Raw genomic sequence first — 17,307 nt, forward strand, 5'->3', positions numbered from 1 at the left:
ATCATTACTCTGGGCTGCTAAGGTTCCTTAGATATAAGTTCAGTCGAACGTAACGCCCAGGCGAAAGTCTCTTCGCCACACCACCCGACACCGCAGATTCAACCTTTCCTCCGACAAGATCAGAGAGAATGTTGAAGGCATCCCCTTTGCTTGCGAAACTTCCAGTGAAGCACCGGTCATCGATATGTCGCGAACGATGCAGGGAGTTTTGTCGCCGCCGCATTCGATTATGGCAGGCTTCGCAACACGGACCCGCGGTGCACTCCGAGTTTGAACCATCCTGCTAACCCCGACATAAGCTTTGCGTTGTTTCCGGGTTGCAGCTCCGCCACGCGAGAAAAAAGCGAACTGACTGCCGCTATTGAGCTGCGAAACTATGCTAGCCCTCGTTCGCACACACAGCGAGCATCACCAAATGAAGTCAGCAAACTTCGAAATGAGAAAAAAACACATTTGAAAAGCTTTGTTATCTTCAACGTCAATCGTTAATTATCCGCTAATCATAGCTTTCCGTGCAGGCAACAAGAATGACCGGTTGGCCCTCCTCGAATGTCGCGAATTATCGCACTTCCGCCCAAACTCGGAAATCGCTGGTCGCAATCGCGGGGTCCAGTTTACCCCTGAAAGCAGACTCAAGTTGGTCATCGCGGCATGTCGGTTTAGTGCCCAGAAGGGGAAATCAGTCGCCGTCAGGACGGTGCTAAGCCCAAACGTCACAGATGGCCTTATCAAACGGACGGCGTCCGCCTTGGCGTGCTATCGTGTTCAACACTGAAAACCTTTGAGTAAGGGAGCTGGTATGAGGCGCCGCGAGTTCATCAGCCTTCTCAGTGGCGCAACGGCATCGCTCGGCGTGTCGTTGCCGCTCGCTGCACAAGAAGCGGGCCGCATCTACCGTATCGGCTTCTTGAGCGGGGGCCCGCGCGACGCGGCGCATATCATTGCTTTCTTCGAAGAATTGCGCAGGTCGGGCTTCAGCAGCGGCCAAAATCTAGCGATTGTCGCTGGCGGATTTGGTCTGCGCGACGAACAGTTTGCTGAAACCGCTGTGACACTTGTCGAAGCGGCGCCCGATGCAATCGTCAGCACTGGTCCGGTTGCCACCCGCGCTGCGCAGGCGGCGACGAAGACGATTGCTATACTTGCTTCGTCCGACGACATGGTGGCGGATGGATTGGTGCCGTCGCTTCGGCAGCCGGGTGGCAACATCACCGGCGTCAGTCTGTTCGCGCCGGAACTCGACGGCAAGCGGCAAGATATCTTAATGGAGGCGGTGCCCGGCATTCGGCGCGTCGCCGCGCTCGCTGATCCCAACGTCGCCACTACCGAGCATCTTCAGGTCTTAAGGGATCGGGCGCGCGCTCGCGGCGTCGAATTATCGGTTGTTTCCGCACGCACACCCGAGGAGATCGCGCCAGCCTTGAACGCGGCGAGTGCCTCAGGGGCCCAAGCACTCAACGTTCTGGCAACGCCGCTGTTCTTCTTCAATAGGCATACCGTGATCGTGCGCGCCGCAGCGTTGCGCCTGCCCGCAATGTACCAGTGGCCTGAAATGGCAGAAGAGGGCGGCTTCGCGGGGTACGGTCCGCGTATCACTCAATGGTACCGTGAGCTGGCCCGGTTAGTCGCCAAGGTGCTGCGCGGCGCCAAACCTTACGATCTTCCTATCGAACAACCGACAAGGTTTGAGCTGGTCATCAATCTCGAGACGGCCAAGGCGATCGGTCACGAAATTCCGACCGGGCTCATAGCGCGTGCGGACAAGGTAATAGAATAAACGGCGGTGGTGGCGTTGCTCGCGCCCATGTCTCGTTCGGGTCATTCGCGTCGCTTTGACCGCGCGCCGCTCACTTCCGGTCTTCCCCGATAAGCAGTCATTCTCGGGTCGTTCGGTATGTGTCAAAGGTGCCATGAGTCGACCTAGACGCCGACGGGATTTTGCCGCGTGGACCATCTAGTGTCAGTTACCAGCGACCACTCCACTGTAGAGAGGACCGAGGAGCTCAATGGTTTCGCCATTGAAGCGAGTCATTTGCATGTGCTTTACAGGGAAATAGTCAGTTGGACTCGTATTAATTTTGATGCCAGGAAGTAGCAGTCCTAATTCAAGGTCTTTGATGTTGGCGGCCTGGCGCATGACATTTTCGCGTGTGAGATCGTCGCCGCATTGCCTCAAAACCTGGACCATGGTTTGAGCCACGAGATACCCGTAGGCCGTGAATGTATTGGTGCGATCGCCCTCGGGATAATACTTGGCCATGAAGACCTCCCATTCCTTAACTGCCGGATCATCCTTCAAAAGCGGGTCAGAGGGATCTTTGAGATAGCCCGCCGACAGAATGCCATTTGCGACCTCAAGGCCGGCTGGTTTCATAACCGCGCCGATCGAATTCGATATACTCGCGAGTAGTCGGATCGGCTTCCAATCCAACTCAGCCATCCTGCGTATAGCTTGGACAGCTGTCTTCGGCGTAGCCGCTAAGAAAATGATGTCGGCACCGGATTCCTTGAGGGAAATAACCTGTGAATCGACCGTCGGATCGGTGATTTCGTAAGGGACTTCAGCAACGACCTGCATCTTGCCGTCGAGGCCCTCCTTGAGGGCCATCAGATATTCCTTGCCCACATCGACGTTTAGATAAAGGACGCCGACCCTGGAGCTTGGATGGTTCTTAAGCAGATACTGCGCGTAGATGCGTCCCTCATTATCGGCCGTCGGTGACCACCCCATCGTCCATGGAAAATTCTTCGGATCACCGAATCTTTTGTTAGGAGCCGAAACAAAAAGCTGGGGCACCTTCCTATCATTTAGATATTTCTCGATGGCAATATTCATCGAGCCGCCGAGACTCTGAAAAATCAAAAGGACTTCGTCTCCCTCGACAAGCTTGCGCGCCTGTTCGACCGTTTTTGCGGGATTGGAGCTATCGTCATAGCTGATAAACTTGATTTTGCGTCCGTTGATGCCGCCTTCCGCGTTAATCTTTTCGAAGTAGGCTGTCTCTGTCTTGCCAATGACGCTGTAGGACGAGATCGGCCCGCTGTAGGGCATGATGTTGCCGATCTTTATTTCGCTATCGTTAGCACCCGGATCGTACTTCCTTTGAGCAAGCGAGGGGCTTGCAGCAATAGTCGCCAGTCCGAGAACACCCACCATCAACAGTCGCAGGCTGCCCATAATTCCCTCCCACCAACAAGCATTGGTCGACACTACCTCTCCCACTAAAAGCTACGGCATATTCGACAATCCTACTGCAACTTGAAGGTAAGGGATATCTGGATCAGAGGTTGCGGTCGGCGATATTTGACCAGCCCGTGTCCGCCTCGGATCAGTCGCGTCGGTTTGACCCTCTGCCGATTACTTCCGGTCGGGCCCTTATGAGCAGACACAGACCGGCCAGGCATGTCTCAAAAGTGCCAACAGTGGGTCCGCACATGATGTCCGAATCGGGTCAATCGCGTCACGCTGACCGCTCGCCCCTCACTTCCGGTCTTCCCGAAATAGCAGACATTCTCGGGGTCATTCGGCATGTCGCAAATGTGCCAGACTCGGACATCGGGCTAATCATTCGATCGCCGCGTCGGGGCGGGCTAGGATCGCGGCGGCACTGCTAACAGCAGCTTCTCTTTCCCTTTGCGTCTTCACGTAATCAAACATCGAACCGTGGCCCGATCAGCAGCATGGTGACGAGGATTTGCCACCATGCTGCTGTCGTCTACGTTACGGCAGCACGTTGGTGAAGCCTCCGCCGACACCGACACCATGGTTGTTGGAGAAGGCGCCGCTCAAGGCCGCACCGCCACCCGGACCAGCCACTGCACCGGACTGACCGACCGATTGGCCGATGGAACTGCCAATGCCCGCACTGAGGCTTCCCGCAGGCGTCGCAACGGCAACACCGCTCCCCACCGAGGTATTGATACCATTGGCCGCCGAGGCCGCTGCTGCGTTACCCAACGTTCCAGCGCCGGTGATCGTGGTCACATTACCAAGATTGAAACCACCACCAATGGCGAGCGTCGAGCCGGCATCGGCCGGCACAATGCTTCCCACCAGAGCGATGAACGCGGCACTCATCAATAGCTTCTTCATTGTGACTCCTCCTTTTCGGTTCCCGCCACGGCGGTTGCCGGGACGGGTGATGCTGCCGCGTGAATGACTTCACTGCTCGGCACCGATTTCTTCTTCCATGCCGAGCGGTGAACGGTGCGAGCCCAGACGCGGCAGCGCTGCTGGGTCACATCGTAGTCCTTGCAAAGACGGTTCTTGCCGGTCGCCCCCACCAGCCAAATATCGCCGATGGTGGAGGACTGCTCCCCGGAAGCTTCCGCCCGCGCGTAGCGGGCGGGCGCGGGCGGCAGGTACTGGTCGCAAACCTCCGGCATCGCGCGATAGACGTCGCCGTTAAGGCAAAGCCGCGCCACTGCGGCCTTCTTCAGGCCCATGCTCCACAGCGTCCGAGCATCGAGCCGCGCCGCGCAGCCAGGATCAGGGATCGTGGTGCCGAAGCTGAATCCGGTCCCGACAAACGCTCCGCCGCCGGAAATCGACCCGAGGCACGTTTCGAGCCCGGCCGCGGCCAAGCCCGGTGCGACAACGCCCGGCACGTTCTTGACCGTCTGATCGGCCGGCACGGTGCTGTTGCTGGTGATCGTCGCCGCGCCGCCCTGCCCCGAGATCGCCTGCGAAGTCGACGTTGATTTGGCAACGCCGACGCCCGTCCCCATCGCCGTCGATGATTGAGCGCACGCAGGCCCGCTCGCCGCCATCGCAACGATGGCAGCCGACAAAAGCCGCTTCATGTGTGGTTCTCCGCGCGCCGGTGAAATGAAAATTCACAGCCGTCCGCCGACGGCGACACGAAGAAGAAAAAGCTATCCTTGCTTGCTCACGAGACGCAGCGCGTCGGTGAACTCTCCCAATTGATTCAATTTATCTTAAATTTTAGCATTTTCATCCGCAGATTTGTTTCGTGGTTAACAGGCGCGACCGCTATCACTCAATTTGGCAATGCGCCATCAGCAGGCTTACCGACGCCTGCGAGCAGTTCATCGCCGGGTTCGTGCAAGCAGCTGCAGATGCGTTGGACCGCGTGATAACAGTGCTTTGCGGCGACAGAATTGTTTACCAATCAATGTCCCTGATTCTGGTGTCCGCAATGCTGCCGGACATACGCGATCATTCTGGCTGCCGACAGCGACCGACAAATTTATCCCGACTTTCGTCGCGCAGTATAACTTCAGCCGAGTGTATGTCTGTTGTGGGATCTGCGGACGTTCTTGCTCTGTATGATCATGGTCTGCTTCGCATCCGAAAGCGGACCTTCGAATACCCCCCTCGAATTTCGCGATACTTTTTCAGATGAGGCTGTGAGCTCACTGAAAATAAATAGTTAGCTGCCGATAGCCGCTGCCCCACCTTCGGCTACACCATCTCCGTAAGTATCCGACACAGCGAGATTTTCTTAGACCCCAAGTTGGGGGCTGCTACAAAACCGGCCAACTCGCGCTCAAAAATGGCAGCCGAGCAGAAAAAAATCCCTGAGTGATAGTGGGGCCGGTCGGCGCACGCCGGTTTGCTAGAGATTGACCCACCCCCCACGGTCGGGACCGGCACCCCGCCAAGTCCTAAACTCTAGCGGCGATGCTTTTTCAACTTTAGCGATGCCTCCGGTGCCCGGGCATTGGCATCGAGCGATGTCGATGCCAATGGCGTCTCACCCTTGGCCTCTTCGTGTCGGACTTCGCGGCGCGGCCACGCAAAATCATCGGCGCGGCCGGGCGGCGGCGTCAGCGCTTCACCCTTGAACAGCGTACGTGCGGCGAGCGCATCGACCGCGGCAGGTCGTGTACCCGGCGCCCCGAGCAATTGATCGGTGGGGACCGAGGAGGCCGCCAAGGGAACGATCGGCCCGGCCAGCGGACGCGGCGTCGGCTGACCCGGCAGTGCATTGGCGTCGGGCGTCGTAGGCTCGGTTGGCAGTGTGATCGGCGACGAACGCGCGGCGAGCAGGCGCGTGATTTCGCGCTCGACATAATGTGCGAGCTTACGCGCGCCGGCCTTGGTGAAGTACACGCCGTCAGAAGAACGCAGCTGTCTGGTCTGACCTTCGAAGTCCGGGCCCTTCTGCAGGAAGCGGCCAGCCTCATCAACAAAGCCATCCCAGACATCAACATAGGTGATGCCGGCCTTGCCGGCCACATCGCGATAGAGCGAATCCAGGAACAGCGTGTCGGCGGTCGCCTTGGGGCCATACACCACCGGCAGACCAACCCATAACACCGGCACCCCCTTGGACTTAAGCACGCCGATCATCTCTTCGATCTTTTTTTTGTAGAGCTCGACCCAAGGTCCCTCGCGAAACTCATAAAGGCCGTTCGGCGAGCGCGCGGCTTTCTCCGGTGCTATGACCGTCGGCGGCACATCACTGTTGTCGGCGGCATCGGCCGGCGATAATTCGTAATCCGTAGCCTTGGTTGAGCGATCGGGCTTCGCGGCGGGTCTTGCGCCTGAAGGCTTGCTGTCAGGTTTGGCCTTGGCGTCCTTGTCGCTCTTCTTGTCCGGCAATTTATTGTCGGATTTATCGGTCGCGGGCTCGCGAATTGCGATACGGTCATCGAGCCCGAGCATGACGACAATGGCGTCCGCTTTTTCGGTGGCGAGAATGCCTTTGGCGGCGGCGGCCCAATCGGCCGGATCGCCCTTCGGCTGATATTTGATCAGGCCGGAAACTGTTTTGTGTTTGCGGATCACGCCCATGTCGGGCTGTTCGGCATAGGCGTCTTCAAGACCATAGGCGAGCCAGTCCGCCATGGCGTCACCAAGCACAAGAATGTGGCGCTCCGGTACAGTATTGCGTTTGTCGGGCGGCGGCGCCTTGGAAAAATCCCCTTGCACGGGCTGTAACGTTTGCCGGCCATTCCAACGAGGCTGCGGCGCATGCTGCTGGAACGGCGTAACCGCGTCGTTACCAGGCCAGCCGCCACCGAAGCCGGCGCCACCGCGTTGTGGTTGCGGCCGCTGCTGAAATCCACCGAAATTAAAGAACTGCGCCGAAGTGGGTCCGACCATGCCGACCACCATCCCCGCCGCAATGGCTAGCGCAATCAACCGGCCACTCTCGGTAAAGATGCACGGCTTCTTTGGCTTGTCCGGCATGCTCTTGGACCGCACAGACGCATAACTCGCCTCGACGAAGACTACCACTAACGCTGTGACGAGTCTCAGGTTACCGTGAAGAGCGTTACCGCCAGTGAGGGCCAAACGAGCAACAGCCCATGTCCGGTTCGGGCCAAACGCATCGCCCTGACGGCGCCCCGCACACTTCCGGTCTTCCTCTATGAACAGAAATCACGCAGTGCGAGGGTGACCTCCAACTTTCTGGCCGACGGACAAAACCGTGCGGAGCATCGTCGCCTGCTTGACGCCAGCGTCGAGACGTCACGACCACACGACTTCGCGTCCGCCTCAGCGTTCGTCTCGTCGCGCCAACAGCGAAAGTTTTGCATTCTTATTCACGAAAGTCCGCCTCCCGCTTGATCGGTTCCCAAACCCCAGTGAAATCAAGGATTCTCCTCAATCGTGGCGGTGATTGTCGCTTTTTGGCCCTCAATAGCAGCGTACTCGTAAACCAATAATCAGGAGGCATCACCCAATGCCGACGAAAGACGGTTTGACTAACGACCATCCTTTGCCTCTCTTTCTCGCCGAACATGCCGAAGAACCTGAGCAGTGGGATATCGGGAGCGCTTGGGATAGAGCGGTTATCTCGTCGCGAATCCTCAAGACGAGTATTTTGGCTGTAACGGCGACAGCGATCGGTGTCGCGGTTATATCGGTGGGAAATCCAGTCATGCTTCTTGCGAACGTCAAGGCCTCGCTGTTCGACGCATCGGCGTTGCGTCCTGGCACTGGTCAATCGGCGCCAACAATTCAATCGACCGCCGGCACTCAGGATCTACTGCCGACCGCAAGGGACGAGGCGCCAATTAACCCCGGCGCTAACCCTGAGTCGGCGCCGCCATCAGACGGCATCGCAACGGATACGCCAACACGCAACGAAATTGCTGCCGCTTTTGAACCTGCCGATCAGAGTCGGGCCGAAGCGGGTCAACCGTCAGCCGATGACTTGTTCAAGCAATTCCAAGCGTGGGCGGCACAGCAAGATCAACGGGCACAGGTCAGTTCCGCACAACCCGCGCAAGATGCCTCATCACAGGTTGTGCAAAATGCCCGACAACAGGTCCGACCCATGCAAGTGCACCGACAGGTCCGTCACGTGCAGAATGCGCGGGCAGAGATCCAGTCGGTGCAAAATCCCCGAAAAGGGGCCCGGCAGGAGCAAAATGTACGAATACAAGTCCCGCCCGTACAAGACGCCCGAGTACAGGGTCAGTCTGTACAAAATGCCCAGGCACCGTCGTTCCTGCAAAGCCTCGGTTTGCGCAATTAGACCTAGCAGGAAGTGACGCTCTCCAAGCCTGATCAAGCCGTTTCGATTGGCGGTCTTGTTGAGCGATGATATTCTGTATTTGAGGGTTGGTCTAACCCTAGGGCATGGACGATCCTTGATGCACGGGGTCGCACCCCAAATGTGCGGTCGAGTAGCCGGCCCATTGTTAGGCCGAGGGGCCGGGGGTCGCTCCCCCGGCTTCCTTTAGCCGCCTCAGTGGCAACGCCGAAGTACCGCCGAGCGAGAAGGTAGCAAGTTCCGCACCTTCGTTGTCGAGGGGCGCCAGCAGCCCCGCCGACAGATACAACTAAATCGCCGGACTCGTGAAGCTCCAAACGGGCGACTTTCTCTCTTCCTCAACGCAAGGGACGAGAACCGCGAGCTCACCACCTGCTTTGGCGAAAACCGCGAATTCCCGTTGGCGTCAAACTCACACCTCGGACCGCAGCAGCGCTAGGTCCGCGCATCCCCTAATAGCGGACGGGCGTCGCCGCAACCAAGGCCGCGTCGTCCAGCACCGCTAGCTACTCACGAACTGCGCGGCGTGATCGAACTGGGTCTAGTCTTTCGGCGCCCTGCACTCCGCTTTCGCGGTTAGGCGCGCCTGAGCGATGCACACTGTCTAGGCTTTGTTAGTTTTCTTATCAGTTGCCGACACATATCTACCGTCGGCAATTGGAGAGCTTCTGCCGGAACCTTATCAACTCCGAGCCGACTTCGATTGACGAGCGCGCTTTTGCAGCAAGATCACGCCTTCGGCGATTTCATCGCGCGCCTTGTTGTATGCCTTCATCTCATACTTTGTCGGCTGCTGGTCGCCCCGATTTTCGATCGGGATTTTCGCATTGAGGTCCAACATCGCGGCGACCATTCGAAGCGCCCCCCGCAAGACGGAATTAATCGGTTCGTCGATATCGTCTTTGCCGCGCTCAAGCTTCAGCATCCGGATAGCCACACCCTTGGGGTCGGAACTTTCTTTTTCTGCGGCGTCATAAACCGCAACAAACTCTTTCATATCTTCGACTAGATCGGATTTTGGCCGTTTGCCGCTTAGAGTATGCAGCATGCTTCCGGCTAGACGACGACGCTGTATCGGGGAACGTTCTAACCGCACGGCGCCCTCGCGTAGTGAACCTGCGTCGCGGAGGACCGACCGACAGCAAGCGACCCTTTTAGGATACAGCTTGGTTCATTTGGCGCGAATCCCACTCAGGAAGAAGTCGACGGCAGCCTTTCGATGTCGCTCTTCGGTCTTTGGATCGGTTGGGATGCCGTACAACGTCAGACGTTTGCCGTGCCCCAGCACAAGATTGAGGAACATGTCAGCCGCAAGTTCTGGGTCGTCCACTTTGATATGGCCGCGGGCGGCGGACTGACGCAAAATAGTTGAAACGCTCCGGACCGCACGTAGCCAGCCTTCTTCGTTTGCAAGTTTTGCCAACTCAGGAAATTGGACAGCCTGCGCCGAAAGGATCCGCTGCAGCGCGCCCGCGTCAGGCGCCAACGTGTATGCAACCATATGTCGGCTAAGCTCATGCAAAGTCGTCTTGATGCTTTTGGGGCTGGTCTCGGTTGCCTGGGCTTCAGCCGCCGCTGATACCGGAGCGAACCACCTTCGTATCCTGCCTCGCAGAACGGCGGCGAAAAGATCCCGCTTATCGTGGTAGCGAGCATAGACGGTTGGCTTGCTTATGCCTGCCGCCTCCGCAACCGCATCGATAGATGTGCCGTCAAAGCCTCGCTCCATGAACAGCCTCGTTGCGACGTCGAGCAATCGCACGTCACGCGCCTCAGCCTCTTCCCGGGTGGGACGGCCGCCACCACCCCGCCGGATCGTCCGCTCGAGAGCTTTAATTCCTGTCTTGGTCAACCAAAATTCCCTTGTCACCCGATTGAAGGTGGGATTATATAAACGATACAGTTTGGTTTTTTAAAACTACCTGCCTGAATGCTCTTCGTAAAGGTGCTCATAGGCAACGGTCAGCGAAAGGGTCCTCGCCTCGGCACCGCAACTGAGAGACTGGACCGCCGCATGAACTCTTTGATCGAAGCTTATCAGGGCATTTTTGCGGGGACAAGATTCGCGACCACGGGGTTCGCGATGGAAACGGCCGGCCTAGGTTGCCCCACCTCGCTAGGCTTGGACGTCGTGGAGCGGCCTGCCTGTAGGATTGTCCCGAATCTCGGGCAGGCCGCTCGTGGATTGCAACCCTGGTATATGGTGCTCTCGAGGGAGAGCCCGCGGAAGAGATTTTGACCATGCCCAATCGGTCAATTTCCGACCCAGCCCCACTCCACGCGGTGGTCATTCTCTCTGTGAGCATTGGGGTTGTCGTTTCGGCCCTGGTTCTCCTCGTCCTCGTCATCTTCTTTTGATGAACGGTGCACGACGTGATCGAGTCGGTCGGGTCAGGGATTTCAATATCCGGCAGAAATGCTCTGGCATTCTATCTTCCCGCCCTCTTTCTCCCGGCGCCGCAAGGAGAAGATTTGCGTGTACGGACTTCGAGCCGGTTCGTTAAATCCGCCGCCGGTCCGGGATCCATGTAACTGGTGGAGGTCGGCGGCTAAGGGCATGGCCAGCACTTGCTCGAGCTTAATCGAACTGCACGACACCGAGCATCTCGGCATAACAGGCCACGGCAAAAGCCAGCCCCAACAATATCCCGGTCGCGAAAAGCAATCGGCGAAGGGATCTCGCAACTACTTCAAGGTTGGGGCTCTCGCCGTCGTCCGCCTTTTCCATAGCTAACACAGGATGCCTCCTGGCGGTATCGGTACGCACCGACGATCTCCGTTCGGACGCCTTCGGCCATCCGGCTATTGGGGGCATGCGATGGTTCGGCTCCCGCTGGGCCAACGCGAACGCAATCGAGCTCAGAGCCGAGGCGAGAGAGCATGCACCACAGCGACGCGGATAATGCTGAAGGCCCTAACGCGACTTTGCGCGTTCAAGTTCGGTTTCCCGCGGCGCATAGCCGCCTCCTGACGATGTCCGCCGCTGAACGTGGTGCGTGGTATGTTGATTCGCTTCGCGCGGAACCGGACGCTGGGACGGATCGCGGCCGAGCTTGGATTGCAGTTCCAGTAGATCGGTGAAAACGTCGGCCTGGCGTCGCAACTCGTCAGCGATCATCGGCGGCTGGCTCGAAATCGTCGAAACCACGGTCACATGGACGCCACGGCGTTGCACTGCTTCGACGAGCGAGCGAAAGTCTCCGTCCCCGGAGAAGAGCACGATGTGATCGACGTGGGCGGCGAGTTCCATGGCATCGACTGTAAGCTCGATGTCCATGTTGCCCTTGACCTTCCGGTTGCCGGTGGCGTCGACAAATTCCTTGGTGGGTTTGGTAACGACGGTAAAGCCGTTGTAATCGAGCCAATCGAGCAGCGGACGAATTGACGAGAACTCCTGATCTTCAATGACCGCGGTATAGTAAAATGCGCGCACCAGCGTTCCCTGGCACTGGAACTCCTTTAGAAGCCGCTTGTAATCGATGTCAAAGCCGAGCGCCTTGGCGGTAGCATAAAGATTGGCGCCGTCGATAAAGAGCGCAGTCCTGTTAGCTGAAGAAACTGTCATTTGCCGCTCCTTCGTTCAATCTAAGCTAATTTTCTTGACGACGCCGCGCCCACGCAGAAACACCAACGTAACGTATCGTCGCGTATGGGCTTGTTGCCTTCGAACTTCTCGGCGCGAAGGTGACCATTGACGCCGCACACATGGCATCCAATGGCGTCATTCACTCCTTTTGTGCGCGGACCTGTCGGGCGTTCTCATGAGATATAAACGATACAGTATAGTTTTCAACTTGCCAAGCGGTGTGCGGGTTTTTTGCGGAGCCGCCTTGGGAGTCACGGATAGCGGCCCCGCGCGCAAATCTGCGTCGGGCATAACTCTGCAGATCGTCGAACTGACGCCAACCTTGCTCACGAATAGCGGCAGGTCGATATCGCGTTCGGCGCGTTCGAGAAGATCCCGGCCGGCTTCCGGTCCGAGGTGCTATGGCACAGCCACGTTCACGATGATCTCGGTTCACCGTGGCTGAGGGCCAGCCGTCTGAGCTACGGACCCAAGCGCCCGCCCGCGACCAGGACGCGCAACCGCGGGTGGCGGCCGATGATCAGTGATCACGGGTTCGCTCATCTCTCGCATACCGTAAGTGCCGCGGCCGTTATCGAAGAGCGTATTGTCGAATTCCCGAGCTCAGCCGATGATTTGGTGCGCGCCCAAGGACTGTCTGCGACACAGCGTGGCCTCAGAAGATCTATGACTTGCTTTGTCCCAGGCGTACCTTGCTGCCGTCGGGCAGATCGACGGCTGGATTGAGGATCACCTGATCGCCCCCCTTGACGCCGCTGTTGATCTCGACTTCTTTCCCAAGGTCGCGCACGATCGTCACCTTGCGCAGATGCACCACACCATTCTCCACCACTCCGACCTGCAGCCCCGCCTCGTTGAAGATAATCGTATCCGCGGACACCTTGAAGCTTGGAGTCTTGCGCGGAATGTGGAGCTCGATGGTGCAGTAGATCCCGGGGCTGAGAGTTCCGTCGGGATTCGGGATATCGATTTCCGTCAGCAGGGTGCGGGACCCGGGCTGCAAGGCGTTGGCAATCCGCGTCACCTTGCCTGGAAAGGTGCGATTCGGGATTTCGGGCACGTGCACGACGGCTTCGATGCCCGGCTGCAATCCGAACGCTTGGTCCTGCGGCACGAAGACCTGGGTTCTGATCACGTTGCCCTGCATGATCGTGAACATGAACGTGCCGCTGGTCGCGTCGGCTTGCACCAGGCTGCCAATATCCACATTGCGCTGGGTAATGACACCCTCGAACGGCGCTACCACGCGCTGATAAATTTTCTGCTGATGCAGGACCTGCACCTGAGCTTCTTCCGCAACTACGTTGGCCTGTGCGACGTCGACGGCCGCTTCCCGTGCCTTGAGCGTCTGGACGTCGATGGTCCCTTGCTGAGCGGTCAGCCAGCCTTTGCCGACCAGCGGGCTATCGCGGTCCCATGTCACCTGCGCAAGCAGCCGGTTGGCTTCCGCCTGCTGCAGTGCCGCCTTGAGCTGTCCCAGCGTGGCCTCGGCCTGCGATATCTGGTGATCGAGTTCGGGAGCCACGATCTCGGCCAGCAATTGTCCCTCCACTACCCTGTCGCCAATGTCCACTTCGCGCTTAGCGAGATAGCCGCTCGCGCGAGCGAACACGTTTGCGGCCGCGAATGCCGACGTGGAGGCGGGCAGACTGACGATTTGGATGCTGCCGCCGGGCTGTACCGACGCCACGCGAACCTCCGGGACAAGATCGCGGCTTTGCTCCGCGGTGGCGATCACCTGTCGGTGCTGCTCATAGTGGCTCCATGCTCCGAAAGCCAGCGTTGTCACTAGAAGCAGCACCACCCCGAGAACAGGCAACAGGCCTGTCCAACGGCCGCGATCCGCGCGGCGCAACGAGGCGCCTGCTTTGTCGTTCGTCTCCAGCGCGCGCTTGAAATTTAACGGTTCGTTCGAATTCATTCCGGTACCTCGTCAAACACGCCGCGATGTGGTGTGCCGTCGTTTCGTTTGCGAAGTAACGCGAACAGATACGGCACCAGAAACAGTGTGGTCGGCGTGGCGAACAGCAGGCCACCGACAACCGCCCGTGCCAGGGCCGCATTTTGCTCTTCGCCGGCGCCGCCAATAGCCATCGGAATCATGCCGACGATCATGGCAGCCGCGGTCATCAGTACGGGGCGGATCCGCGTGTGCCCGGCCTCGATGGCAGCCTGGAATGCAGTCTTTCCCGCTAGTTGCTGTTCTCGAGCGAATGTCACCAAAAGAATCGAGTTCGCCGATGCGACTCCCACCGCCATGATCGCGCCCATCAGCGAAGGCACATTCAGGGTGGTGCCAGTAACGAACAGCATGGTGACGATGCCGCACAGTGTCGCCGGCAAGGCCAGGATGACAACGAACGGATCGCCGAAATTCTGATAGTTCACGACCATCAGCAGATAGACAAACACTGCGGCGAACAGCAGGCCGATGCCTAGATCGAGGAATGCGCCGTTCATGCTCTCGATTTGCCCGATAACCTGAATGGTGTTTCCGGGCTTAAGCTGCTTCTGCAGGTCGGCCACGATATTGCTGATGTCGGTGGAGACGCTGCCGAGATCACGGCCCTGCGTGCTGGCGTACACCTCATAGACCGGCTGTATGTTGGCTTGGTTGGCGTTGGTCGGGATGTTAGCTCGCTTGAATGTCGCAACGTTACTCAGCAAACCCGGTACCGGGACATCGGTCAGGGATGAGGATAGTGAAGTGGAAACCGGCGTATTGCCGAGATCGCTCAGCGAACCGATCCTGTTCTCCGGCGTCTGGACCGCGAGATAATATGGGATTCCCGATTTCGGATCGGTCCAGAAATTCGGTGTGACCTGCTCGGATGAGCTCAGGCTGACATTGAGGTTGGTGGCAATGGTGTTCGCATTCAGCCCGAGCTGCGCCGCTCGCGTGCGGTCGATAGTGACATAGAACGCGGGCGCATCGACTTCCTGCTGCAGATGCGCGTCCACGATTCCCGGTATCGTCGCGATGCGCCGGCGCAACTCCCGCGCAACCCGCAGATTGTTGGCCCTGTCATAGCCGGCGGTACGCACGTCGATTTGCGCCGGCAGCCCGAAATTGAGGATCTGGGTGACGATGTCGGCCGCCTGAAAGTAGAATGTATCTTCGGGAAATTTCTCGGGCAGCACCGTTCGCAGCTTGCGGACGTATTCACCGGTTGCCGCGTGCCCCTCCTTCAGCGAGATCAGAATGAAGCCGTCGTTCACGCCGATGGTCGAGCCATCGGTGAACGCCAGATTGTAGGCCCTCGCCGGCAGCCCGATATTGTCGACCATCAATTCGCGATCGCTCTCGGGAATGATCTCGCGGATCTTGTTTTCGACCTCCTGGAAATTCCGCTCGGTCGATTCGATCCGGGTACCGGCCGGTGCACGAAGGTGAAGCTGAATCTGTCCGCCGTCGATGGCCGGAAAGAAGTCGCGGCCGACCAATGGGAACATCACCCCTCCGAGGACCAGCAGCAGAACCATAGCGGTAGGAATAATGAACTTGTTCTTTAGCAATTCCTTGAGCGACCCCGAATAGGCCTGACGCATCGACTCGAAGCGTCGCTCGAACGCTGCATGAAAACGGGCGAATAAGCCCCGCGGAGTTCCCTCAATGGGACCATGATGTTCATTCTTAAGCAACAGGCCGATGGTGATCGGCGTCAGGGTGCGTGACAGACCGTAAGAGGCCAGCATTGCGAACACGACTGCCAATCCCAGTGGCGTGAACAAATATTTTGCCGGACCGTCGAGGAACACCACGGAGGTAAAGACGCAGCTGATAGCAAGCGTCGAAACCAGCGTCGGCACGGCGATGCCGGCCGCTCCATAGAGCGTCGCTTGCGGCAGTGGTTGCCTTTCTTCCGTAAGCAGGCGGTGAGTGTTCTCGATCGTGACCGTCGAATCATCGACTAGGATTCCGATCGCAAGGGCAAGTCCGCCGAGCGTCATGGTATTAATGGTATTGCCGAGGAAATATAGCGCGATCAGCGAGCTCAGAATCGAAAGCGGGATCGAGATCATGACAATGAGTGTCGATCGCCACGATCCGAGGAACAGCAGGATCATCATTGCCGTCAGCGCGGCCGCGATCGCGCCCTCGCGTAGCACACCGATCACCGATTCCTTCACGAACACGGACTGATCGAACAATTCATGTATCTGCATGCCGGGAGGTGCAGCGGCTCGCGATACCTGTAAAGCCTTACGGACCGCGTTGACGACGCTTAAGGTCGAAGCGTTACCGTTCTTGATTATGCTGAGCAGAACCGATCGCCGGCCGTTCTCCCTCACGACGTTTTGCTGCACCAGCCAGCCGTCGTGAACCTGGCCGACGTCCTTTACGAATACGGTGGCGCCGTTCACGACCTTGACCGGAATATCGTTGAGATCGTCGATGGTCGTGGGCGTCGCGTTGGTCTGAACCGCATATTGCTTGTTGTCGATTTTTGCGGTGCCGGAGGGAAGCGTTAGATTCTGAGTATTGACCGCGTTCACTACGTCAAGCGGCGTCAGCCCCTTGGCCAGCAGCTTTGACGGATCGAGATCAACCATGATCTGGCGATATTTTCCGCCCGCAGGAGTCGGAAGCGTGATCCCGGGTATCGGGGCCAGTTGCTGGCGGATTCGATAGATGCCGTAGTCATAGAGTTGCTGCTCGCTGAGCGTATCGGAACTCAAGCTTATCTGAAGCACCGGGACGCTCGACGCATTGAATTGCACCACCGTCGGGGCCTGGATTCCCGGCGGCAGCGCCGAGCGCACACTGTTCGTCGCGGACACAATCTGCGCTATGGCGAGGTCAAGATTGACGTCTGGCTGGAAGAAAATCTTCTGGACCGAGAGCCCGGCTAAGGACTGAGCCTCGATGTTCTTGATGCCGTTGACGTTCGTGCTGATCGTATACTGGCTGTAGGTGGTGATACGCTGGTCTATCTCCGGCGTGCTAAGGCCGGTATAGGTCCAGATCACCGTCACGACAGGAATGTTGATTTCCGGGAAGATGTCCGTAGGCATTTTCCAGCATGCAACGACGCCCAGAAACATTATCAGCGCCGCCGCCACGTAGTATGTGTGCGGAAAACGTAGAGCGAACCGAACAATGCCCATAGTCTATCCTTCCGATGGCCGGTCTTCGAAGGCCGGAGGATACCGACGCGGGTCTTGCTCAAATTTACCCGGCGACTTCGCCGCAATTCGTAGCCGTCTGCTACAGACAATCCGGAGACTCGTCGCGTCCGATCTCACTAA

The 17,307-nt window shown here is 58.2% G+C and carries 13 protein-coding genes; 2 read left to right on the forward strand and 11 right to left on the reverse strand.

The window, feature by feature from the left end:
* Positions 1 to 39: 39 nt before the first annotated feature.
* Entirely contained in the window at positions 40 to 279 is a 240-nt protein-coding gene (locus BUA38_RS11925) for a PilZ domain-containing protein (protein WP_072826056.1), read from the reverse strand.
* A 520-nt stretch (positions 280 to 799) separates the two neighbouring features.
* Here BUA38_RS11925 and BUA38_RS11930 point away from each other — a divergent pair.
* Positions 800 to 1,777 (forward strand): ABC transporter substrate-binding protein, encoded by a 978-nt coding sequence (locus tag BUA38_RS11930; RefSeq protein WP_072818101.1) that lies wholly within the window; start codon positions 800 to 802, stop codon positions 1,775 to 1,777.
* Positions 1,778 to 1,960: 183 nt separating this feature from the next.
* On the opposite strand, the gene BUA38_RS11935 is transcribed toward BUA38_RS11930, so the two are convergent.
* From BUA38_RS11935 to BUA38_RS11950, 4 genes are all read right to left on the reverse strand, one after another.
* Complete coding sequence (locus BUA38_RS11935; RefSeq protein WP_072818102.1) at positions 1,961 to 3,178, reverse strand: ABC transporter substrate-binding protein; 1,218 nt, start codon at positions 3,176 to 3,178, stop codon at positions 1,961 to 1,963.
* A 543-nt stretch (positions 3,179 to 3,721) separates the two neighbouring features.
* Positions 3,722 to 4,093, reverse strand: a complete 372-nt coding sequence (locus tag BUA38_RS11940; protein ID WP_072818103.1) for a hypothetical protein — start codon at positions 4,091 to 4,093, stop codon at positions 3,722 to 3,724.
* Complete coding sequence (locus BUA38_RS11945) at positions 4,090 to 4,803, reverse strand: hypothetical protein (protein WP_072818104.1); 714 nt, start codon at positions 4,801 to 4,803, stop codon at positions 4,090 to 4,092. The genes BUA38_RS11940 and BUA38_RS11945 overlap by 4 nt, the downstream gene beginning before the upstream one ends.
* Positions 4,804 to 5,635: 832 nt before the next feature.
* On the reverse strand, positions 5,636 to 7,159 hold the full coding sequence (locus BUA38_RS11950) for an SGNH/GDSL hydrolase family protein (RefSeq protein ID WP_072818105.1): 1,524 nt from the start codon (positions 7,157 to 7,159) through the stop codon (positions 5,636 to 5,638).
* A gap of 496 nt (positions 7,160 to 7,655) precedes the next feature.
* Between BUA38_RS11950 and BUA38_RS11955 the strand changes: the two genes are divergently transcribed.
* Positions 7,656 to 8,453 carry a hypothetical protein gene (locus BUA38_RS11955; RefSeq protein WP_072818106.1) on the forward strand — a complete coding sequence of 266 codons (798 nt, stop codon included), beginning with the start codon at positions 7,656 to 7,658 and terminating at the stop codon, positions 8,451 to 8,453.
* Between the two features lie 700 nt (positions 8,454 to 9,153).
* On the opposite strand, the gene BUA38_RS11960 is transcribed toward BUA38_RS11955, so the two are convergent.
* From BUA38_RS11960 to BUA38_RS11985, 6 genes are all read right to left on the reverse strand, one after another.
* On the reverse strand, positions 9,154 to 9,519 hold the full coding sequence (locus tag BUA38_RS11960; RefSeq protein ID WP_156898501.1) for a hypothetical protein: 366 nt from the start codon (positions 9,517 to 9,519) through the stop codon (positions 9,154 to 9,156).
* A gap of 123 nt (positions 9,520 to 9,642) precedes the next feature.
* Entirely contained in the window at positions 9,643 to 10,323 is a 681-nt protein-coding gene (locus BUA38_RS11965; protein ID WP_083587557.1) for a TetR/AcrR family transcriptional regulator, read from the reverse strand.
* A gap of 726 nt (positions 10,324 to 11,049) precedes the next feature.
* Entirely contained in the window at positions 11,050 to 11,238 is a 189-nt protein-coding gene (locus BUA38_RS36675) for a hypothetical protein (protein ID WP_156898503.1), read from the reverse strand.
* Between the two features lie 147 nt (positions 11,239 to 11,385).
* Positions 11,386 to 12,036: an NYN domain-containing protein gene (locus tag BUA38_RS11975; protein ID WP_072818109.1), complete on the reverse strand. Its 651-nt coding sequence runs from the start codon at positions 12,034 to 12,036 to the stop codon at positions 11,386 to 11,388.
* Between the two features lie 685 nt (positions 12,037 to 12,721).
* Positions 12,722 to 13,978: an efflux RND transporter periplasmic adaptor subunit gene (locus BUA38_RS11980; protein WP_072818110.1), complete on the reverse strand. Its 1,257-nt coding sequence runs from the start codon at positions 13,976 to 13,978 to the stop codon at positions 12,722 to 12,724.
* Positions 13,975 to 17,166, reverse strand: coding sequence for an efflux RND transporter permease subunit (locus tag BUA38_RS11985; protein WP_072818111.1), 3,192 nt, complete (start codon positions 17,164 to 17,166; stop codon positions 13,975 to 13,977). Before BUA38_RS11985 ends, BUA38_RS11980 begins: the two co-directional genes overlap by 4 nt.
* Positions 17,167 to 17,307 lie beyond the last annotated feature (141 nt).

Origin of the sequence: Bradyrhizobium erythrophlei (genome assembly GCF_900142985.1) — a bacterium.
Lineage (GTDB): Bacteria > Pseudomonadota > Alphaproteobacteria > Rhizobiales > Xanthobacteraceae > Bradyrhizobium > Bradyrhizobium erythrophlei_B.